The organism is Candidatus Pelagibacter sp. PS_37, from assembly GCF_059417825.1.
In genome coordinates this window covers 438816-458797 of the sequence record NZ_CM182067.1, presented here as the reverse complement: position 1 = coordinate 458797, position 19982 = coordinate 438816, and the positions used below count along the sequence as shown (strand labels likewise).

The 19982-nt window shown below is 30.3% G+C and carries 23 protein-coding genes and 3 tRNA genes; 5 read left to right on the top strand and 21 right to left on the bottom strand.

Annotated features, from left to right (window positions below):
* Positions 1-2: 2 nt before the first annotated feature.
* The 15 genes from nuoH to AC5SL9_RS02400 form a co-directional block, all read right to left on the bottom strand.
* A complete protein-coding gene (gene nuoH / locus AC5SL9_RS02470) occupies positions 3-1001 on the bottom strand; it encodes an NADH-quinone oxidoreductase subunit NuoH (protein ID WP_006997029.1) in 999 nt (332 codons plus the stop codon).
* 3 nt (positions 1002-1004) lie between these two features.
* Complete coding sequence (gene nuoG / locus AC5SL9_RS02465; RefSeq protein WP_494574293.1) at positions 1005-3044, bottom strand: NADH-quinone oxidoreductase subunit NuoG; 2040 nt, start codon at positions 3042-3044, stop codon at positions 1005-1007.
* A complete protein-coding gene (gene nuoF / locus AC5SL9_RS02460; RefSeq protein WP_494574292.1) occupies positions 3037-4368 on the bottom strand; it encodes an NADH-quinone oxidoreductase subunit NuoF in 1332 nt (443 codons plus the stop codon). Before nuoF ends, nuoG begins: the two co-directional genes overlap by 8 nt.
* The gene (gene nuoE / locus AC5SL9_RS02455) at positions 4361-4969 is read right to left on the bottom strand and encodes an NADH-quinone oxidoreductase subunit NuoE (RefSeq protein WP_011282014.1); all 609 of its coding nucleotides are present in this window, start codon (positions 4967-4969) and stop codon (positions 4361-4363) included. Before nuoE ends, nuoF begins: the two co-directional genes overlap by 8 nt.
* Positions 4969-6144 (bottom strand): NADH-quinone oxidoreductase subunit D, encoded by a 1176-nt coding sequence (locus AC5SL9_RS02450; protein ID WP_494574291.1) that lies wholly within the window; start codon positions 6142-6144, stop codon positions 4969-4971. Before AC5SL9_RS02450 ends, nuoE begins: the two co-directional genes overlap by 1 nt.
* On the bottom strand, positions 6128-6736 hold the full coding sequence (locus AC5SL9_RS02445) for an NADH-quinone oxidoreductase subunit C (protein WP_494574290.1): 609 nt from the start codon (positions 6734-6736) through the stop codon (positions 6128-6130). The genes AC5SL9_RS02450 and AC5SL9_RS02445 overlap by 17 nt, the downstream gene beginning before the upstream one ends.
* 5 nt (positions 6737-6741) lie before the next feature.
* Positions 6742-7263 carry a NuoB/complex I 20 kDa subunit family protein gene (locus AC5SL9_RS02440; RefSeq protein ID WP_006997035.1) on the bottom strand — a complete coding sequence of 174 codons (522 nt, stop codon included), beginning with the start codon at positions 7261-7263 and terminating at the stop codon, positions 6742-6744.
* 11 nt (positions 7264-7274) lie between these two features.
* Positions 7275-7643, bottom strand: a complete 369-nt coding sequence (locus tag AC5SL9_RS02435) for an NADH-quinone oxidoreductase subunit A (RefSeq protein WP_006997036.1) — start codon at positions 7641-7643, stop codon at positions 7275-7277.
* Positions 7644-7731: 88 nt separating this feature from the next.
* A tRNA-Asp gene (locus tag AC5SL9_RS02430) sits at positions 7732-7808 on the bottom strand.
* 13 nt (positions 7809-7821) lie between these two features.
* Positions 7822-7897 (bottom strand) — tRNA-Val (locus AC5SL9_RS02425).
* A gap of 49 nt (positions 7898-7946) precedes the next feature.
* Entirely contained in the window at positions 7947-10331 is a 2385-nt protein-coding gene (gene lon / locus AC5SL9_RS02420; protein ID WP_027306582.1) for an endopeptidase La, read from the bottom strand.
* A gap of 59 nt (positions 10332-10390) precedes the next feature.
* Positions 10391-11659, bottom strand: a complete 1269-nt coding sequence (gene clpX / locus AC5SL9_RS02415) for an ATP-dependent Clp protease ATP-binding subunit ClpX (RefSeq protein ID WP_006997038.1) — start codon at positions 11657-11659, stop codon at positions 10391-10393.
* A 91-nt stretch (positions 11660-11750) separates the two neighbouring features.
* The gene (gene clpP, locus AC5SL9_RS02410) at positions 11751-12362 is read right to left on the bottom strand and encodes an ATP-dependent Clp endopeptidase proteolytic subunit ClpP (RefSeq protein ID WP_271480859.1); all 612 of its coding nucleotides are present in this window, start codon (positions 12360-12362) and stop codon (positions 11751-11753) included.
* A gap of 31 nt (positions 12363-12393) precedes the next feature.
* Positions 12394-13827: a trigger factor gene (gene tig / locus AC5SL9_RS02405; RefSeq protein ID WP_494574289.1), complete on the bottom strand. Its 1434-nt coding sequence runs from the start codon at positions 13825-13827 to the stop codon at positions 12394-12396.
* A gap of 16 nt (positions 13828-13843) precedes the next feature.
* Positions 13844-13928: transfer RNA gene (locus AC5SL9_RS02400), tRNA-Leu, on the bottom strand.
* A gap of 101 nt (positions 13929-14029) precedes the next feature.
* Between AC5SL9_RS02400 and AC5SL9_RS02395 the strand changes: the two genes are divergently transcribed.
* From AC5SL9_RS02395 to AC5SL9_RS02385, 3 genes are all read left to right on the top strand, one after another.
* Positions 14030-14281 carry a DUF1289 domain-containing protein gene (locus AC5SL9_RS02395; RefSeq protein ID WP_011282009.1) on the top strand — a complete coding sequence of 84 codons (252 nt, stop codon included), beginning with the start codon at positions 14030-14032 and terminating at the stop codon, positions 14279-14281.
* Positions 14274-14453, top strand: a complete 180-nt coding sequence (locus tag AC5SL9_RS02390) for a hypothetical protein (RefSeq protein ID WP_494574288.1) — start codon at positions 14274-14276, stop codon at positions 14451-14453. Before AC5SL9_RS02395 ends, AC5SL9_RS02390 begins: the two co-directional genes overlap by 8 nt.
* Before the next feature lie 62 nt (positions 14454-14515).
* Entirely contained in the window at positions 14516-14863 is a 348-nt protein-coding gene (locus tag AC5SL9_RS02385) for a hypothetical protein (RefSeq protein WP_494574287.1), read from the top strand.
* Here AC5SL9_RS02385 and AC5SL9_RS02380 read toward each other — a convergent pair.
* Positions 14860-14997 carry a hypothetical protein gene (locus AC5SL9_RS02380; RefSeq protein ID WP_020169337.1) on the bottom strand — a complete coding sequence of 46 codons (138 nt, stop codon included), beginning with the start codon at positions 14995-14997 and terminating at the stop codon, positions 14860-14862. The two genes, AC5SL9_RS02385 and AC5SL9_RS02380, sit on opposite strands and share 4 nt — an antisense overlap.
* Before the next feature lie 18 nt (positions 14998-15015).
* Entirely contained in the window at positions 15016-15567 is a 552-nt protein-coding gene (locus AC5SL9_RS02375) for a histidine phosphatase family protein (protein WP_020169336.1), read from the bottom strand.
* A 2-nt stretch (positions 15568-15569) separates the two neighbouring features.
* Here AC5SL9_RS02375 and AC5SL9_RS02370 point away from each other — a divergent pair, with 2 nt between their 5' ends.
* Positions 15570-16244 (top strand): uracil-DNA glycosylase, encoded by a 675-nt coding sequence (locus AC5SL9_RS02370; protein ID WP_494574286.1) that lies wholly within the window; start codon positions 15570-15572, stop codon positions 16242-16244.
* Here AC5SL9_RS02370 and AC5SL9_RS02365 read toward each other — a convergent pair.
* Positions 16237-16662, bottom strand: coding sequence for a YbgC/FadM family acyl-CoA thioesterase (locus AC5SL9_RS02365; protein WP_018414049.1), 426 nt, complete (start codon positions 16660-16662; stop codon positions 16237-16239). The genes AC5SL9_RS02370 and AC5SL9_RS02365 overlap by 8 nt on opposite strands.
* 57 nt (positions 16663-16719) lie before the next feature.
* Here AC5SL9_RS02365 and AC5SL9_RS02360 point away from each other — a divergent pair, with 57 nt between their 5' ends.
* Entirely contained in the window at positions 16720-16857 is a 138-nt protein-coding gene (locus tag AC5SL9_RS02360; protein ID WP_006997047.1) for a hypothetical protein, read from the top strand.
* A 2-nt stretch (positions 16858-16859) separates the two neighbouring features.
* Here the strand turns inward: AC5SL9_RS02360 and AC5SL9_RS02355 are convergent, their stop codons facing one another.
* The 3 genes from AC5SL9_RS02355 to AC5SL9_RS02345 all read right to left on the bottom strand — a co-directional run bounded on the left by AC5SL9_RS02355 (position 16860) and on the right by AC5SL9_RS02345 (position 19866).
* Positions 16860-17501, bottom strand: coding sequence for a DUF3047 domain-containing protein (locus AC5SL9_RS02355; RefSeq protein ID WP_006997048.1), 642 nt, complete (start codon positions 17499-17501; stop codon positions 16860-16862).
* A 201-nt stretch (positions 17502-17702) separates the two neighbouring features.
* Complete coding sequence (locus tag AC5SL9_RS02350; RefSeq protein WP_494574285.1) at positions 17703-18449, bottom strand: SDR family NAD(P)-dependent oxidoreductase; 747 nt, start codon at positions 18447-18449, stop codon at positions 17703-17705.
* A 4-nt stretch (positions 18450-18453) separates the two neighbouring features.
* On the bottom strand, positions 18454-19866 hold the full coding sequence (locus AC5SL9_RS02345; protein WP_494574284.1) for a cytosine permease: 1413 nt from the start codon (positions 19864-19866) through the stop codon (positions 18454-18456).
* Between the last annotated feature and the right edge of the window lie 116 nt (positions 19867-19982).

Here is a 19982-nt window from a genome sequence, read left to right as displayed (position 1 = left end):
AATTAATTAACCGGTAATAAGTTGAAGTAAAACAAATAGCTAGCTGTTAGAACTACCCATGTTAATGATAATGGTAAAAATATCTTCCATCCTAGTCTCATTAATTGATCGTATCTATATCTTGGAACAATAGCTTTAACCAAGGCAAACAAAACAAATAAGAATAATATTTTAAAAATCATCCAAATTGCGCCTGGAATTAAGTTAAATGGATAAAGATCAATGGGCGATAGCCACCCGCCTAAAAAAAGTATTGACCCCATAGCGCACATCAAAAGAATATTTGCATATTCTCCAAGCCAAAACATTGCATACATCATGCCTGAATATTCAGTTTGATAACCCGCAACAAGTTCTGCTTCTGCTTCAGGCAAATCAAATGGCGGTCTGTTTGTCTCCGCTAATGCAGAAATAAAGAAAATCACAAACATTGGAAATAATGGAATTATAAACCATAAATTTTCTTGAGCCATAATTATATCGTTCAAATTTAAAGAACCAACACAAAGCAAAACATTTATAATAATAACTCCAATTGATACTTCGTAGGAAACCATTTGTGCAGCAGATCTAATAGCGCCTAAAAAAGGATATTTTGAATTTGAAGCCCAACCACCCATAATAATTCCATAAACACCCAAAGAAGAAACAGCGAATAGATAAAGGACACCTACATTAATATCAGCCAATACTTGAGTTGCACTGAATGGAATAACAGCCCACGAAACTAAGGCCAAAGTCATAGTTACAATTGGTGCTAGTATAAAGATTACTTTATTTGAACTTGAAGGAATTATAACTTCTTTAAAAATATATTTTAATGCATCAGCTAATGATTGAAGCAAACCAAAAGGTCCAACAACATTAGGTCCTTGCCTTTTTTGTACAAAGGCCCAAATACGTCGGTCAAGCCACACAATCATAGCCACAGAAACTAAAACAGGAACTAATAAGAATAATATTTTGTAAGTTTGTAAAAAAATAATATTAAGATATTCCATAAATTAACCTTCTGTTCCTGTAGACTTTAAATCTGCTTTTAAATGTCTACACTCAGACATAGTTTTTGAAGCTCTAGCAATTACATTTGAATAATAATAATCATTATCTATTTTAATCAATTCATTTTCAAAAATTAATTCCTTAACTTTTGATGAAGTTAAAGAGTTATTTTTTTCAATATGTAGATTTATTTGATTAATTAAACTGCTATCCAGCTCATCTTTATCATTAAATAATTTTCTATGATTCATGGACTCTGCAAGTTCATTTATTATTACCCAATCATCTTTTGCAAGTTCTGGTGGATAAGATGCTTTGTAGGCTTTTTGTAATTTACCTTCTAAATTTGTAAAATAACCATTTTGTTCTGTATAAGCAGCCCCTGGCAAAATAATGTCTGCTATTTCCGCTCCTTTATCTCCATGAGAGCCTTGATAAATAATAAACTCATTTTTTTTTTTAAAATTAATAGTGTCTAGACCTAGAAGATAAACAATTTCAAACTTGTGATCTTCCAAGTCTTTCAAAACTTCATTGTCACCATCAGTTGTTTTGTATACCCCAAGATCAAACGCACCTACCGTGGATGCATTTTCAGAAATTATATTTAAAGCATTCCAATCATTGGAAAGTTTATTATTTTCATCTAAAAATTGCTTGATTGATTCAAAAATATATTTAGATGATTTACTTTTTAGTGCAGATTGACCCATTATAATCATAGGTTTCTTTGCTTGTTTAATTAAATCAGATACCTCATGTTTACCTTCGATAATTTTTTTAACAGTTTCAGTGTTTCCATCTAAAGACTGGTAAGGGTATGTAAGGTCACCTACTTCATTTAGCGAAATAATTTTAGTTTTGTTTTGAAGATAGGATTTTCTAATTCGGGCATTTAAAATTGTTGCTTCAAATCTAGGGTTTGTTCCTAAAAGGAAAATAAAATCAGCTTCTTCAATTCCATTAATTGATGAGTTGAATAAATAATTTTCTCGCTTTCCTGGATTTAAATAACTGTAATTATCTCTAGACTCTATATTTTGAGAACCTAATGTTTTATTAAAAAATTCTTTAAATATATAAAGTGTTTCCATATTGACTAAATCACCAGTTAACCCACAGATTTTTTCTTTATCAGTGTTTTTAAACTTAGATTTAATTATATTAAAAACTTCAGACCATGATGCTTTTTCAAATTTTCCATTATACTTAATATAAGGTGTATCTAGTCTTTGATTTGATAAACCATCGCAAGCATGTCTTGTTTTATCAGAAATCCATTCCTCGTTAATGTCTTCGTTTATTCTTGGTAAAATTCTCTTAACTTCCCAGCCATAGGTATCAACTCTTATATTAGAGCCAATAGCATCCATAACATCAATAGATTCGGTCTTTTTTAATTCCCAAGGTCTTGCTTCAAAAACATATGGTTTAGATGTTAAAGCTCCAACAGGACACAAATCAACAACATTAGCAGATAATTCTGATTGCATTGATTGCTCAAGGTAAGTAGTTATTTGCATATCTTCACCACGTCCTATTGCTCCTATTTCTGGTACACCAGCAATTTCTGTTGCAAACCTAACACATCTAGTACAATGGATGCACCTTGTCATTTGAGTTTTAATTAAAGGACCCATATTTTTTTCAGGAACTTGTCTTTTATTTTCTTTAAATCTAGATTTATCTACCCCATAAAACATTGATTGATCTTGAAGATCACATTCGCCACCTTGATCACATACAGGACAATCTAATGGGTGATTTGCAAGTAAAAATTCCATCACACCTTTTCTTGCTTTTTCAACAAATTCAGTATTCGTTTTAATATTCATACCTTCAGCAGCAGGCATCGCACATGATGCAACTGGTTTTGGAGATTTTTCCATTTCAACTAGGCACATTCTACAATTTCCAGCAATTGAAAGTTTTTCGTGATAACAAAATCTTGGAATTTCAACTCCAGCTTTTTCACAAGCTTGTAAGACTGTTAAGCCATCTTCAACTTCAACTTCAATATTGTTAACTTTTAATTTAGGCATTTTTTTTATCCAATAAATGTTGATCGACTAAATAAGGAACTTCATTATTTTTTTTTATTGTTGGTTCAAAATTGTTTCGTTCCTCAATTTCTTTTCTAAAATGTCTTAACAAACCCTGGACAGGCCATGAAGATCCTTCACCAAAAGCACAAATAGTATGACCAGCAATTTGATTTGTAACATCACCAAGCATTTCTACTTCATCTTTTGACGCTTCTCCCTTAGCCATTCTTTCTAACATTCTCCACATCCATCCAGAACCTTCTCTACATGGTGTGCACTGTCCACAACTTTCATGTTTATAAAATCTAGCAATTCTTGCCATACATTTAATAATATCCTGATCATTATTTATAACGACAATACCTGCGGTTCCTAAACCACTTTTCTCAGCAACAAGTGAATCAAAATCCATTGTTAAAGTTTCACATGTTTTTTTTGGTATAATAGGCATAGAAGATCCACCTGGTATTACTGCTTGTAGATTATCCCATCCACCAATTACTCCGTCAGCATGTACTTCTATTAACTCTTTAAGAGATATACTCATTTCCTCTTCAACGTTACATGGTTTATTAACATTTCCAGATATACAAAATATTTTAGTTCCTGTATTTTTCGCTTTTCCTAATGACGCAAACCATTTACCACCTTTTCTCAAAATCGTCGGAACAACAGCTATAGTTTCCACGTTATTAATTATTGTTGGACATCCATATAATCCTATTAAAGCTGGAAAAGGAGGTTTTAATCTTGGCTGACCTTTTTTACCTTCGATGCTTTCTAGAAGTGCTGTTTCTTCACCACATATATAAGCGCCTGCTCCATAATGAATATAAATATCTAAGTCCCAGCCAGTACCAGAGGCATTTTTTCCTATAAGTTTTTTTTCATAAGCTTCATCGATTGCTTTTTGAAGTTTTTGTCCATCAATAAAATATTCGCCGCGTATATAAATATAGCAAACATGGGCCTGAACTGCGTAAGCAGCAATCAAACATCCTTCTATTAATTTGTGAGGTTCAAACCTTAAAATATCACGATCCTTACATGTGCCAGGTTCAGATTCATCACCATTTATAACTAGATAGTGAGGTCTAGAACCAAGTTCTTTTGGGGCAAAAGACCATTTAAGACCCGTAGGAAATCCAGCACCACCTCTTCCTCTTAATTCCGATGATTTAACTTCTTCTATAATCCATTCTCTACCTTTTTTTATTATTTCAGCAGTATCTACCCAGTCGCCTCTACTTTTTGAAGACTCAACATCTGAACCTTTATCATTATATAGGTTTTGAAATATTCTATCTTTATCGTTAAGCATTTTTTAAATCCAAAAGTGTTTTTCTGTTATTTTCAGGTTCATTATTAACTCTTCCTCTATAAGATCCTGGCTTTGGCGTCTTACCGTCAAGTATCTCATCTAAAATTTTTAAAGTTTTTTCTTTATCTAGGTCTTCATAATAGTCATCATTAATTTGCATCATTGGGGCATTAACGCATGCACCCAAACATTCAACTTCCATCCATGAGCATGATTTATCAGTGGATAATTCATTTTCATTTTCTGAAATTTTTTCTTTGCATGCTTCAACAAGTTTATAAGCTCCTCTAATCATGCATGGTGTAGTTGTGCAAACTTGAATAAAGTGTTTTCCAACTGGTGATAGGTTATACATTGTATAAAAAGTGGCCACCTCATAAACTTTTATATAAGGCATATCTAAAAACTTTCCGATATATTTCATTGCTGCAAGTGGTATCCAGTTATCATTTTGTTTTTGAGCGATATATAGTAATGCCATTACAGCGCTTTGTTGTTTTCCTTCTGGATATTTGGAAATCATTTCTTTTGCTGCAGCTAGACTATCTGCTGTGAATTCAAATTTTTCTGGTTGTTCTTTTGCAGGTTTTCTTAAACTCATTATCTATCAACCTCTCCAAAAACAATATCTAACGAACCTAAAACAGCAGGTACATCAGCAAGCATATGTCCTTTAATCAAATAATCCATTGCTTGTAGGTGAGAAAAGCCAGGAGCTCTAATTTTACATTTGTAAGGTTTGCTGGTTCCATCAGATATTAAATAAACACCAAATTCACCCTTTGGTGCTTCAACAGCAGTATAAATTTCATCTTTGTCAACACGATAACCTTCAGTGAATAATTTAAAGTGATGAATTAAAGCTTCCATTGATTGTTTAATATCTTTTTTAGGTGGAGGACTAATTTTTCCATCTAATGATTTAATTGGTCCTTTTTCCATTTTACTTAAACATTGTTTGATTATTGAAACACTTTCTCTCATTTCTTCAATTCTACATAAATATCTATCAAAACAGTCTCCATTTTTTCCTACTGGAATTTTAAATTCTAGTTGTTCATAACAGTCATAAGGTTGAGACTTTCTTAGATCCCAAGGAACTCCAGAGCCTCTAATCATAACACCGCTAAAAGAATAATCTAACGCATCTTCCTTGGTTACAATTCCTATATCAACATTTCGCTGTTTAAATATTCTGTTGTCAGTCAATAATGTTTCTAGATCATCTATTATCTTCGGGAACGACTTACAAAAATTACCTATATCCTCTTCAAGACCCATCGGTAAATCTTGATGAACACCACCGGCCCTGAAGTAATTGGCATGTAGTCTTGAACCAGATACTCTTTCATAAAATGTCATTAATGTTTCACGTTCTTCAAAACCCCATAGTGATGGAGTTAAAGCGCCTACATCAAGAGCTTGAGTTGTAACATTTAATATATGACTTAATATTCTTCCAATTTCACAAAACATTACTCTGATTAATTGGGCTCTAATTGGAACATTTATCTTTAAAATTTTTTCTATAGCTAAAGCAAAAGCATGTTCCTGATTCATTGGAGCAACATAATCAAGTCTGTCAAAATAAGGGACTGCTTGCATATACGTTTTATTTTCTATTAACTTTTCTGTTCCCCGGTGTAGAAGACCAATATGTGGATCAGCTTTTTCAACAACCTCTCCATCTAATTCTAAAATTAATCTTAACACACCATGAGCTGCGGGGTGCTGAGGTCCAAAATTTAGATTTAATGTTTTAATTTTTTTTGTCATTTTCAAGGTCAGTTTGATCTTTAATATATTTTGTTCCTTCCCAAGGGCTTTCGTAATCAAAATTTCTATAATTTTGCTCTAACTTAACTGGTTCACTAATAACTTTCTTTTGATCTTCGCTATATCTAACTTCAGTATGACCAGTTAAAGGGAAATCTTTTCTTAAGGGGTGTCCTTCAAAGCCATAATCAGTAAGTATTCTTCTCATATCTGGATGGTTTTTAAACTTAACTCCATACATATCAAAAACTTCTCTCTCCATCCAATTTGCTGCAGGATAAATGGGTGTTAGTGATGGAATAACTTCATTTTCACTTATTAAGTAACTTAATATAATTCTTTGATTAAATTCATGACTTAAAAACAAATATACAACTTTAAAACGTTGAGCATTTTCAGGGTAATCAACAACTGTAATATCAATTAACTGTCTAAATTTTGTATTCTCGTTACTTTTAATAAATAACGTTACATCTATCAAATCTTCATTATCAATATTAACATATAACTGTTCATGTCTAATCTCAGTTTTTTTAATTTTAGTTGTAAGTTCCGAGTTAATTTTTTTTTCAAGATCAATTAAATTTTGCATATAAATTATCTTTCAAAAGATCCTTTGTTTCTAATTTTTTTTTGTAATTGTAAGATTCCATAAAGTAATGCTTCAGCTGATGGAGGACATCCTGGCACATAAATATCCACAGGTACTATCTTATCACAACCTCGAACTACAGAATAAGAGTAGTGATAATAACCACCACCATTTGCACAACTACCCATCGAAATAACATATCTCGGTTCAGGCATTTGATCATAAACTTTTCTTAATGCCGGTGCCATTTTATTGGTTAAAGTTCCAGCTACAATCATAACATCAGATTGTCTTGGTGACCCCCTTGGTGCAGCACCAAATCTTTCTAAATCATATCTTGGCATTGCTGTTTGCATCATCTCAACAGCACAGCAAGCTAAACCAAAAGTCATCCAGTGTAATGAACCAGCTCTTGACCAGTTTATTAAATTATCAAGTGAAGTTGTGATAAAACCATTTTTACTAAAGTCTTCAGCAAGTTTTTTAAATTCTTCAGGAATTTCTTTATTTTTATTTTCTAAGTTCATAATCTAAAATTTTATTCCCAGTCTAGTGCACCTTTTTTCCATTCATAAATAAATCCAACCGTAAGAATGAATAAAAATATCATCATTGAAGTAAAGCCAAGACCTCCAATATTGCCCAATGATATTGCCCAAGGAAAAAGGAAAGCTATCTCTAAATCAAAGATTATAAATAGAATTGCCACTAAATAAAACCTTACATCAAATTCCATTCTTGAATCTTCAAAGGGTTCAAAACCACATTCATACGCAGATAATTTTTCTGGATCTGGATGTTTTGGTGATAATATTAAGTTTACAACAACAAAAGCACAACTCAGACCAAGTGCAATAATCAAAAATATAATAATTGGTAAGTAATCTTTTAAAAATTCTGAAAGCATTTGAGTCTATATAGCAGTTTTTACCTCTTGTTGAAGGGTACTTACGTCACATTTTTAATAATATAAATGTTAATTAATAGGGAAAAAGTGGCGGGAGTGAAGGGACTCGAACCCTCGACCTATCGCGTGACAGGCGATCGCTCTAACCAACTGAGCTACACCCCCACTTTAGTTGTTTTGGTGGGCAGTAAAGGACTCGAACCTTTGACCCCCTCGGTGTAAACGAGATGCTCTACCAACTGAGCTAACCGCCCAAAACAAGCGCTACTATTACATCAAGGAATAGATAATGTAAATTGGTAATTATTGAATACTGGCTTGAGATTTATCATTAGATTGAGAAATTTTCTCAACCTCGACCCACTCAACTCTTTTTAATTCTTTTGTTAAAGCTATTTTTAATACTTCGTCAGCATGCTCAACAGGAGTAATTTTTATATCATCAATAATTTTCTTAGGCATATCAACAAGATCTTTTTCATTTTCCTTCGGAATTATAACTTGTTTTATCCCAGCTCTGTGTGCTGCTAATAGTTTTTCTTTTAATCCACCAATTGGCAATACTTGACCTGTTAATGTTACCTCGCCTGTCATTGCAACATCTCTTCTGACGGGGTTATTTGTGATTGCAGAAACTATTGAAGTGACCATACCAATACCGGCTGAGGGTCCATCTTTAGGAGTAGCTCCTTCTGGAACATGAATATGAAAATCCTTTTTTTCAAATAAAGGAGGAATGATTCCATAATCTAAACTTTTTGATCTAATAAAAGATTTTGCAGCTTTGATAGACTCTTGCATAACCTCACCTAATTTTCCTGTAATTTGCATTCTGCCTTTTCCTGGCATTATAACAGTTTCAATTTTAAGAATTTCCCCACCGTATTCAGTCCAAGCTAAACCAGTAACAACACCGATTTTATCTTTACTTTCAAGTTCACCAAATTTAAATTTTTGAATTCCTAAATAGTCTGGTAAATTTTTTAAATCAATTTTAACTTCTTTCTCTTCTCCAGAAACTACTTTCTTAACAACTTTTCTGGCTACTTTTGAAATTTCTCTTTCTAGGTTTCTTACACCAGACTCTTTTGTATAGCTTTGGATAATTTCTTTAATTATATCCTCAGATAAAGTCATTTCATTTTCTTTAACTCCATTATCTTTAACTTGTTTGGGTAGTAGATACTTATTTGCAATATTAATTTTTTCATCTTCTGTATAACCAGCTAATCTAATGACTTCCATTCTATCTAATAACGGTGGTAAAATATTCAAAGTGTTAGCTGTAGTAACAAACATGACGTCAGATAAATCATAATCAACTTCTAGATAATGATCATTAAATGTTGTGTTTTGTTCTGGATCTAATGCTTCTAACAAAGCAGAAGATGGATCTCCTCTATAATCATTTCCAATTTTATCTATTTCATCAAGAAGAATAAGTGGATTTTTTGTACCTGCTTTTTTCATCATTTGAATAATTTTACCAGGTAAAGAGCCTATATAAGTTCTTCTGTGTCCTCTTATTTCCGCTTCATCTCTCATACCACCAACAGAAACTCTTACAAATTCCCTGTTAGTAGCTTTTGCAATTGATTTTCCTAATGATGTTTTACCAACACCTGGAGGACCAACTAAACATAAAATTGGACCCTTAATCTTTTCCATTCTTTTTTGGACTGCTAAAAATTCAATAATTCTTTCTTTAACTTTTTCTAAACCAAAATGATCTGCATCAAGAACTGCAAGTGCTTTCTTAAGATCAATATCAACTTGGCTTTTTTTATACCAAGGTAGATCTGTCATCCAATCAAGATAATTTCTGATAACAGTAGCCTCTGCAGACATTGGGCTCATATTTTTTAATTTTTTAAGCTCAGCCATACATTTCTTCTCAACATCTTTTGGCATTTTTGCTTTAATAATTAATTTATTCAAACTTGAAGTTTCATCTTTTCCATCTTCGATTTCACCCAATTCCTTTTGAATAGCTTTAAGTTGTTCATTTAAATAATATTCTCTTTGAGTTTTCTCCATTTGAGTTTTAACTCTTCCTCTAATTCTTTTTTCAACTCCAATAATACTGGTTTCATTCTCCATTATTTTAATTATAGAATTAAGTCTTTTCTTAACATCTATAGTTTCAAATATTTGTTGCTTCTCTGAAATTGTAGCTGTTAGGTGAGATGCGATATTATCAGCAATGTGTGATGCATTAGTTAACTTTTTAATATTATTAATCGTTTCACTTGATACTTTTTTATTAATTGAAGTTAGTTTTTCTAATCTTCTTACAGCAGTCATTGCTAGTGGTATTAAGTCTTCATCTTTAGTTACTACATCATGGTGATGAGCATATTCACAAATAATAAATTTCTCATTATCTTTAAAATCTAAAATTTTTACTCTTTTACTTCCTTCAACTAAAACTTTTACTGTACCGTCTGGTAATTTTAATAACTGAAGAATATTACCTTCACAACCATACATGAAAACATCAGTTTTTTTAGGGTCATCTATTTCTGAATTTTTTTGGGTAACTAGAACAATTTTTTTGTCCTTTTTCATAACTTCATTTAAAGCGGCAATAGATTTATCTCTACCAACAAATAATGGAACTACCATATTTGGAAATACAACAATATCTCTTAACGGTAATAAAGGTCGTTCAATTTTTACATCCATCATCTAAATATGGATATTAAATATGATATTGCAATAGCTATTTATTACTTATTAACGTGAAATTAGGCAGCAGAAGTTTTGTCAGTCTTTGTTTTGCTACTATTTTTTGAATGAACTATGATTGGTTGAGATAGTCCTTTGGCCGCACTAGCGTCTACAATAACTTCCTCCACATTGTCTTGACTTGGAAGATCGTACATTGTTTTTAATAAAATATTTTCTAAGATTGATCTAAGGCCTCTAGCCCCAGTTTTCTTATTAATTGCTTTTTGTGCAATCTCTTTGATCGCATTTTCTTTAAAACTTAACTTAGCTCCATCTAATTTAAATAATTCTTGGTATTGTTTGATTAGTGAGTTTTTTGGCTCTTGTAGTATTTTAACTAGAGATTTTTCATCAAGATCTTCTAATGTAGCTATCATTGGAAGTCTTCCAATAAATTCTGGGATTAAGCCATATTTTAACAGATCTTCAGGTTCTAAAGTTTTCATCCACTCACCTGTTTTTTTATCATCTGTTTTTTTTACATTTGCACCAAATCCTATTGATGTACCCTTATCTCTTTGAGATATTATTTTATCTAAGCCAGCGAATGCTCCACCACAAATAAACAAAATATTTGTCGTGTCTACTTGTAAAAATTCTTGTTGTGGATGCTTTCTGCCTCCTTGAGGTGGAACGCTAGCCACTGTCCCTTCCATAATTTTTAATAGAGCTTGTTGCACACCTTCTCCAGACACGTCTCTAGTAATAGAGGGGTTTTCTGATTTTCTGCTAATCTTATCAACTTCGTCGATGTATACAATTCCACGTTGTGCTTTTTCAACGTTATAATCAGCAGCTTGTAATAATTTTAAAATTATATTTTCAACATCTTCACCAACATAACCTGCTTCTGTTAAAGTGGTTGCATCTGCCATTGTGAAAGGAACGTCAAGGATTCTTGCTAGAGTTTGAGCTAATAAAGTTTTTCCACAACCAGTTGGACCAACTAAAAGAATATTTGATTTTGAAAGTTCAACTGTTTTGCTAGTTTTAGTCTCGTAATTAAGTCTCTTATAATGATTATGAACAGCAACTGATAAAACTTTTTTTGCGTGAGGCTGCCCAATAACATAATCATCTAATACAGCACAAATTTCTTTAGGCGGTGGTAACCCATCTTGATGTTTAACAAATGTGTCTTTACTTTCTTCTTTGATGATATCCATGCATAGTTCAACGCATTCATCACATATAAATACAGTTGGACCTGCAATAAGTTTTCTAACTTCATGTTGGCTCTTTCCACAAAAAGAACAGTAAAGAATATTTTTATTATTTGTTGTCATATAATTTATAAACGAATCAGTAAAGTTACTTTAATATAGAAGACTCATACTAATCAAGTATCAGTTTAATGGGGTGTCAAGATGTTGTGTATTAAGATCTATTTTCAACTACTTCGTCTATCAAACCAAACTCTTTTGCAGTATCTGGAGTCATAAAGTTATCACGTTCTAGTGCTTTCTTCACATCATCAACAGATTTTCCAGTATGTTTTGAATAAATCTCATTAAGTCTTTTTTTCAAGGCTAAAACTTCGTTAGCATGAATTTCAATATCTGTAGCTTGCCCTTGAAAACCAGCAGAAGGTTGGTGAACCATAATTCTAGAATTTGGCAAAGAAAATCTTTTACCCTTTTTACCTGCAGCTAATAAAAATGAACCCATTGATGCAGCTTGACCAATGCATAGTGTTGAAACATCTGGTTTAATGTATTGCATAGTATCATAAATTCCAAGACCTGCTGTCACTAGTCCTCCAGGACTATTAATATATAAATTAATTTCTTTTTTTGGATCCTCAGACTCTAAAAACAAAAGTTGAGCTGTAACTAAAGATGCTACGTTATCGTTTATTGGTCCTACCAAAAAAATAATTCTCTCTTTGAGAAGTCTTGAATAAATATCATAAGCTCTCTCACCTTTATTTGATTGTTCAACAACCATAGGTACAAGAGTATTCATTTGATCTGATAAGTTTGTTGTCATAAGTTGATTCTCTTACTTATACAACTTGTGATTACTTTTTACTAACTTTTTTTGTAGTAGGTTTTTTTGATGCTGAAGGCTTTGGTTTTTTTTCAGTTTTAGCAGATTTTGAAGCTTTTTTTTCCTCAGTATGATCGTGGTCATGATTGTGGTCATGTTCATGATTATGATCTTGTTTTTGATGTTCCTTTAAAATTTTTTCTGCTTCTTCTTTGCTAATTTCTTTTTTAGATGGTTTTGCTTTAGTTTTAATTAGATCGATAATTTTTTCCTCATACACGGTTCCTCTTAAGCTAGCTAATGCTGATGGATTTTTTTGATAAAATTCCATAACCATCTTTTCTTGGCCAGGCATCATTCTAAGTTGTTTTTGAACTTCAGCTTGAACTTCTTGTTCGGTTACTTTGATTTTATTTTGTTCACCGAATTCATTTAAGATCAATCCAACTTTAATTCTTTTTTTTGCGATTTCCTCGAAATTTTTTCTACTTTTTTTAGAATCTTCTTCAGTCATACCTTGAGATAAAATCTTAACTTCTTCTTCAATTAAGTTTTCTGGAATTTCATCCACTTTAAAATTTTCAATTTCTTTTAAGATTTGAGTTTTTGCCAATTTATCTAGAGAATTTTTATATTCATCATTAATTTGTTTGCTAACTAATACTTTTAAATCAGCAAGATCTTTTGCACCTAAGTTTTTAGCAAAAACATCATCTATTTTTACTTCCTCTGATTTTTTTACTTCTGTAATTTTACAAATAAAATTAGCTTTCTTATTTGCGTATTCTTTTTGTGGATAATTTTCAGGCAGAGTAACGTCAACAGATTTTTCATCATTTTTCTTAACGCCGATAAGCTGCTTATCAAAGCCTTTAATAAATAAGTCCTTACCTAGAATTAATTGTGTATTTTTTCCTTCACCACCAGTAAAATCTTTTCCATCAATCGTTGCTTTGTAGTCAAAAATAACTAAATTTTCCTCTACTGCTCTAACATCTGCTGCAACTTCTTTAAAATTGTTCTGACTTTTGGCAATTTCTTTAATTCTTTTATCTGTTTCATTTGTGTCAATTTTAACTGAATATTCATCAAATTTAATATTTTCAACAGACTTTAACTCTACTTTTGGAAGTTCTGTTATCGACATTACATATTCTAAATCCTTATCTTCACCATAGGTTTTAAGATCAAGCTTTGGTTGTCCGGCTGGCTTAATTTTATTATCTTCTAAAGCTTTAACTGATGTGTCTTTTAGAACTTTATCTAGAACTTCACTAAAAATTGCTTGGCCAAATTGTCTTTTTAAAACTTCTTTAGGCACCTTCCCAGGTCTAAAACCTTTTAAGTTAACAGTCTTTTTAATTTCTTCATATTTTTCATCCATATAAGAATTCATAGTTTCTTTATCTATGAAAACTTTAATGTCTTTGTTTAAACCTTTTTTATTTTCTACTGTAACTTTCATAATTTTTTAAACTTGTTGGTAGGCGAAAAAGGACTCGAACCTTCACATCTTGCGATACTGGTTCCTAAGACCAGCGCGTCTACCAATTCCGCCATTCGCCCACAATTCTTGTGGCTTTATATAGGATAGTTTCTATTTGTCCAATGACAATAATAATGAAATATATTAATAATCAATTATATTTACTAATAATTTAAAAAAAATGATTATTTCTCCATGTATAAGCATATGTAAAACAGATCCTCAAACAGGATATTGTTATGGATGTGCAAGAAATAATGAGGAAAAAAAAATGTGGAAAATGCAAGAAACTACAGAAGAATGGAAAAAATCAAACTTAACGATTATTCAGACACGTCTGAGTGGCTGGCAATTAGAGAGTTTTAAAGAATCTTATGATCATAAGATTGAAAATGGAATTTCACTTTATAAAAAGAATTTGAATAATGAGTAAATCTACTTTAGCTATATTAATTTATGTTGCGGGATTAATCTTTGGAGCATTGGTTTTAAATATATGGAGTGCAGAAACTGGACCCAAAGCTTTTATAGGGATAATTTGGACAGCAATTTTATTAATTGCACTTTTTTACGCTGACAAACATGAAAAAAAAGTAAAAAAATAATTTTTTTTGGTATCTTTTCAATCTTATTAGTAAGCTTCCAGACATTTGCTTTATCTGAAATTATGTATTTAACAGGCTGTAAGAATTTAAAAGATGGTTTTATTAAAAATGAATATATTTTAGATTTAGAAAAGTCTTTAATGAAGAGAAATTATATTTATGAAAGTAAAACTTTTAAAAAATATAAATCTACTGATCTTAGTGTTAAACAAGAAAATTTAATTGAAAGATTTATCTATGAAGATGAGAACTTAATACTAACAGACAAAATTGGTTACCCACAATTTTATACCCAACTAGTCTTTGAAAAAAAACCATTAATAAAAATCAAAACAGTCATAAATGGAGAGCAAGGTATCTCAAAAATTTCAACATGTGATAAAGTGGAAGTTTTCGAAAAAGAAAGTTAAGATTTTTTACTTTTCTTATTTACTTTACTTGTAAAATTTATTTTTTTTGAACCAAACCTAGTATTAGTTATATTACTTCTATGTTTAGCATAAGCCTGTTTTTGAGCTAACTTCATGGCTTTTTTAGATGACATTTTATTAGTTTATATTTTTTAAAAATTTTGTCGAGCAAGAACATTAAAATTTTTGTCTGAAATGATTATCTCTCCAGAAGAAGGTGAAATATTTAGTACTTCTTGAATTGTTACATAATGTGTAACTAATACCAAATTGTTATCACCGTTCCATTCATTAATATATTTTTTTAAATCATAAATTTGTTTATTTTTATTACTTGCAAATTTTGCACTAAAAAATGAATTTAAAAAACTTTTTGTTTCATATTTATCAAAAGCATGTTGAGCTGTATGTTTACATCTACACCACTCACTAGATAACACCTTATCGATCTTAATATTATTTTGTGAAAAAAACTTCCCAATATTTTTAGATTGTTCAATACCCTCTATGCTTAAATTTCGTTGGGTTTCACATTTTAATATATCAAAATCTAATGGATCACCTCCACCTGGTGCAATTGCATGTCTTATAAATATTAATTTTTTACCTTCTTTTAACAAACTTTGTATTTCATCATTTGAATTTGCTTTTACTGAAATATTAAAAGATAAAAGTATTAATAAAAAAAATTTTATAAGTTTCATATATGGATATAAAATTCAAAAAATTAAATAATTCAATAGTTAAATGTAAAAGTTGTCCTAGGTTAATTGCGTTTAGTAAAAAAATTTCTATAGAAAAAAGAAAACAAAATATAAAGGAAACTTATTGGGCTAAACCAGTTACAGGATTTGGTGATATTAACGCTAAACTATTAATAGTAGGTCTGGCGCCTGCAGCTCACGGGGGTACTAGAACAGGCAGAGCGTTCACTGGAGATAAATCTGGAGATTTTCTTTTTAACTGTTTATTTAAAGCTAACATATCAAATATATCAACTTCTACGCATATTGATGATGGTTTAAAATTAAATAAAACCTATATTACAAATATTCTTAAATGTGTCCCTCCAGAAGATAAACCTTTAAAAAATGAATTATCCAACTGTTCAACATTTTTTAAAAATGAATTGACCTTATTAAAAAATTTAAAAGTTATTATAGCATTAGGTAAAGTTTCATTTGATAATTGTATAGAATTTTATAAAAAAAATTATCATTTTGATAAAAAATTAATCTTCATTCACGGTGTAAAATATTTATTACCTGATAATAAAATTCTAATTCCTAGTTATCACCCTAGTCCAAGAAATGTTAATAGAAAAATGATTAATACACAAAAAATGGTAAGCTTGTTAAAGGAGGCTAAGAAAATTATTTAATTTTTATACTATCGCAAAAATAAGGTTTAAAAACTTTAAAAATGTCCTCTGGAACTTTTATAGGTTTTCCATTTTTATCTACAAAAACTAAATGTACTTTTGCCTCAACAATTAATTCGTCATCTCTAGAAATAAATTGTGACATAAAAAAAGAAGTTTTTGTAATAGATTTAACAAAGGATCTAATTTTTAACTCGTCTTCAAGATAAGAGGGTTTTTTGTACTCAATGTTACAAGATTTAACAACAATTAAGGCTCCATAATCTTCTTTAATTTTTTTATTATTAAATCCGATTGTAAACAATGCTTCTGTTCTTGCTCTTTCAAGAAACTTCAAATAGTTTGCATAATAAACAACTCCACCTGCATCAGTGTCTTCATAATAAACCTTTATATTGTGAAAAAAATTTTCGTGCATGAATTTATACTATCAAAAATAAATATTTTTAGCATCAAACTAAGATATAATATAACAATGAAAGTTTATATTATTTGGCTTTTAGGTGTAATTGCTTGGAATTATTTGGTCCCTAATGCTGCACCCATTGAAGATGTAATTGTTGCAGTACTTTTATCTTTTTTAAGTATTGGTCTTAAAAAAGTATTTAAATAATCTTATTCAGCTGAAAAATAAATATCTTGATAATAAGAGATAGCTTTTAATTTCGAATTATCAGTGTCAGTCATTATAGCTATACCTGAAATTTCTGTAACATCAATTTCATGAAGTTTCTTAAAATCTTTTTGCACATTTGCTTTAACAGTAACCCATGTATTTTTGTTATTTTTTGTAGTTGAGAGAACATAATCAATAGATTTTTTTGTATATGGACTTGGCCAATATTTTCCAACATCATTATTACTTGAAAAAACATAATTAATTGCCCTGTTAGATAATGGCGTAGAACCTGTTTTTTTTATTACAAAAACTCTAGCAGCATAATCGTGCCCTTTTTTACTATTTTCAATAATTCCAGATAAGTCTTTCTCAACTTTCCATGTAATATTAATAATAGGAGTTTTATTAAGATCAATTCTAATTTCTTTTCCCAAGCCTGACCCAACACCTTCAGCCTCTGCTCTTATAAAGTTACCATTTTCGTTAGACCCAACAGCCCAGCTGGTCTCTCCTTTAACTTTTTTAACTTTTAATGTATTTAACTCATCGTTAGTAAAATCGAAAACGTAAACATTTTCAGCTAACAAAGGTTTTGTTATTAAAAATAAATATCCTAATAATATTAAAAAAAATTTCATCAGTCTGAGGGTATATCTAAATTTAATTTTAAAACAATATTTGAACACACTTTAAGCATTAAATTATCAATATTGGATACTATATAAATAGAATGAAATTAATTTCTATATTTGTTTTATTAATATATTGGTCCATAATTCTACTGGCACCAGTTATTTCTAAAGAAAGTAAGTCTCTTAATGTTGATTCTAAAGTGCTAGTTAGTAAGTAGAACGACCACCACTAATATCAAAAACAGCTGCTGTTGAAAATGAGTTTTCTTCTGAAGCTAGCCAACAAATTAATGAAGTAAACTCTTCTATCTCTAAAAATCTACCTCTAGGAACCTTGGAAAGCATTCTGGCAACATGTTCTTTTGACATTTGGTCTAATATTCTTGTTTTAGCTCCTGCTGGAGTGACAGCATTTACAGCTATATTCTTATCAGCCAATTCTTTTCCTAACGATTTTGTTAAACCAATAACACCCGCTTTTGCTGAGCTATAAGCGCTTGCATTTGCATTACCATCTTTTCCGGCAACCGAAGCAACATTGATGATTCTACCATAATCATTTTTAATCATGTAAGGCACCACACATTTACAACAGTTAAATGTACCCATTAAGTTAATTTCTATTATTTTATTCCATTCAGCTACATCGTAATCCCAAAGTGAAGACGTAGACCCAGTAATACCCGCATTATTAATTAAAATATCAATATTTGAAGATTTTGCTATTTCATCAACTGTATCTTTAACATTTTTGAAAACAGATACATCAACAACATTATATGAAAGATTTGGATCATTCACAGCTTTAACAGCTTTTTTTAATTCTTCTTCATCGATGTCCCAGATAATAGCTTTTGTTCCTGACTTTAAAAACCTTTTAGCAATATCTAAACCAAAACCTTGTGCTCCACCTGTGATAATTGCTGTTTTATTTTTTAAATCAAACTGATGCATGAAATTATTTACTTGTTAATAAATTGTATGTCAATGAAGAGATAAAAGCACCAATTAACCAAGAGTAAGAATTAAAATTCATTAAACTTTCATTCCAAATTGTTGAAGCAGCAAAAATAAAACCTAGGGTTATAGAGTATACGGCTTTTATATGCCATCCATTAGTGTAAAAGTAAACTCCATCAGGTTCTGCTGAAAATATATCCTTATTATTTAAGTTTGATTTTTTAACTAAATAATAATCTATGATTATAACACCAAAAAGAGGTCCAAAAAATGCAGCAAATGTATCGACAAAAGATAAAATTCCTATCTGACTTAATAATGGTAACCAAAAAATACCAATTATAAATCCAAAAATAATAATTATATAAGAGGAAGTTTTTAGATTAAGTTTACTTGGAAAAAAATTTAACAAAGAATTTTGAGCAGGCACATAATTTGCAATTAGATTAGTAGATGCTGAAGCTACAATAATAAAAAATAAAACTATTACAGTTAAAATAGTGTTATCTAAAGTTCCTATAATATCTGTAGGATTTGTAAGTATCTTTCCAATTTCCTCAAGTTTCTGATGAAAAATTACATCAGCCCCGACAACTATAAATACAGCAAAAAATGAAAATATAATAAGATTTAAAAATAAACTCAAATTACCTTTTTTTAATTCCTCTTCATCTTTAACGTAACGGGCAAAGTCTCCAAAATTTACAAGAATAATTGAAAAGTAAGCAAATACTATTCCAACTACAGTAATCAAGGGAGCAATATTACTCTTAAGAAATATATTGCTATAAGTAAAAATGTCAGCAAATGATCTTGAAACCTCCTTAACATCTAAGAGAAGTACAACAAAAAAAAATAATAGCATCCCTGTGTAAACTGTTATTGCTGAATAATTAATAATTAGCTTATTAAATTTATGACTTTTACTGAATAAAAAAGATTGTAATAGAATTGCTATTAAAAAAGCAGCCCAATCAATAATGTTAAGACCTGAAACAAAAATTAAAAAAATATCATGCTGAAGGAAAGTATTATCAACAGAAAAGAAAAATATTCGAATTAAATAACTAAATGCTTTTGATAAAAAATATGTTTGAATTCCAAACATGAAGATACCAACAAGACCTCTTATTAAAGAAAAATATTTTGCCCCAAACACACCCAATGAAGTCCTTAAGATAACGGGAAATGGAAGACCATATTTTTGAGAGGGTTTTCCTATCAAGTTAGCTAAAAAATAAACTAGAAGAGAACCAATTAAACTTCCTAAAAAAACAACTGCAATGTTTAAGTCATAAACAAGATACAATGATGCTATTAAGGAAAAAGCAATAACACTTTGTATATTAATGCCCCAAAAGCAAAAAATATCCTTCCAATTCCAAGTTTTATCATTTGGGTTAACTGACACTAATTCCCAGTTAATAAGATTAATTTTATTTTTACGCTGAATCACTAATAAATAATAAACTAATAAGTTAAAATGGAATATCTTTTTTTTTCATTTGTAATAGTATTTTGGATCTA

Excerpts from the sequence above, each read along its gene's own strand:
- nuoH (WP_006997029.1), bottom strand. The coding sequence starts at position 1,001 with ATGGAATATCTTAATATTATTTTTTTACAAACTTACAAAATATTATTC.
- nuoG (WP_494574293.1), bottom strand. The coding sequence starts at position 3,044 with ATGCCTAAATTAAAAGTTAACAATATTGAAGTTGAAGTTGAAGATGGC.
- nuoF (WP_494574292.1), bottom strand. The coding sequence starts at position 4,368 with ATGCTTAACGATAAAGATAGAATATTTCAAAACCTATATAATGATAAA.
- nuoE (WP_011282014.1), bottom strand. The coding sequence starts at position 4,969 with ATGAGTTTAAGAAAACCTGCAAAAGAACAACCAGAAAAATTTGAATTC.
- AC5SL9_RS02450 (WP_494574291.1), bottom strand. The coding sequence starts at position 6,144 with ATGACAAAAAAAATTAAAACATTAAATCTAAATTTTGGACCTCAGCAC.
- AC5SL9_RS02445 (WP_494574290.1), bottom strand. The coding sequence starts at position 6,736 with ATGCAAAATTTAATTGATCTTGAAAAAAAAATTAACTCGGAACTTACA.
- AC5SL9_RS02440 (WP_006997035.1), bottom strand. The coding sequence starts at position 7,263 with ATGAACTTAGAAAATAAAAATAAAGAAATTCCTGAAGAATTTAAAAAA.
- AC5SL9_RS02435 (WP_006997036.1), bottom strand. The coding sequence starts at position 7,643 with ATGCTTTCAGAATTTTTAAAAGATTACTTACCAATTATTATATTTTTG.
- lon (WP_027306582.1), bottom strand. The coding sequence starts at position 10,331 with ATGATGGATGTAAAAATTGAACGACCTTTATTACCGTTAAGAGATATT.
- clpX (WP_006997038.1), bottom strand. The coding sequence starts at position 11,659 with ATGACAACAAATAATAAAAATATTCTTTACTGTTCTTTTTGTGGAAAG.
- clpP (WP_271480859.1), bottom strand. The coding sequence starts at position 12,362 with ATGACAACAAACTTATCAGATCAAATGAATACTCTTGTACCTATGGTT.
- tig (WP_494574289.1), bottom strand. The coding sequence starts at position 13,827 with ATGAAAGTTACAGTAGAAAATAAAAAAGGTTTAAACAAAGACATTAAA.
- AC5SL9_RS02395 (WP_011282009.1), top strand. The coding sequence starts at position 14,030 with ATGATTATTTCTCCATGTATAAGCATATGTAAAACAGATCCTCAAACA.
- AC5SL9_RS02390 (WP_494574288.1), top strand. The coding sequence starts at position 14,274 with ATGAGTAAATCTACTTTAGCTATATTAATTTATGTTGCGGGATTAATC.
- AC5SL9_RS02385 (WP_494574287.1), top strand. The coding sequence starts at position 14,516 with ATGTATTTAACAGGCTGTAAGAATTTAAAAGATGGTTTTATTAAAAAT.
- AC5SL9_RS02380 (WP_020169337.1), bottom strand. The coding sequence starts at position 14,997 with ATGTCATCTAAAAAAGCCATGAAGTTAGCTCAAAAACAGGCTTATGCT.
- AC5SL9_RS02375 (WP_020169336.1), bottom strand. The coding sequence starts at position 15,567 with ATGAAACTTATAAAATTTTTTTTATTAATACTTTTATCTTTTAATATT.
- AC5SL9_RS02370 (WP_494574286.1), top strand. The coding sequence starts at position 15,570 with ATGGATATAAAATTCAAAAAATTAAATAATTCAATAGTTAAATGTAAA.
- AC5SL9_RS02365 (WP_018414049.1), bottom strand. The coding sequence starts at position 16,662 with ATGCACGAAAATTTTTTTCACAATATAAAGGTTTATTATGAAGACACT.
- AC5SL9_RS02360 (WP_006997047.1), top strand. The coding sequence starts at position 16,720 with ATGAAAGTTTATATTATTTGGCTTTTAGGTGTAATTGCTTGGAATTAT.
- AC5SL9_RS02355 (WP_006997048.1), bottom strand. The coding sequence starts at position 17,501 with ATGAAATTTTTTTTAATATTATTAGGATATTTATTTTTAATAACAAAA.
- AC5SL9_RS02350 (WP_494574285.1), bottom strand. The coding sequence starts at position 18,449 with ATGCATCAGTTTGATTTAAAAAATAAAACAGCAATTATCACAGGTGGA.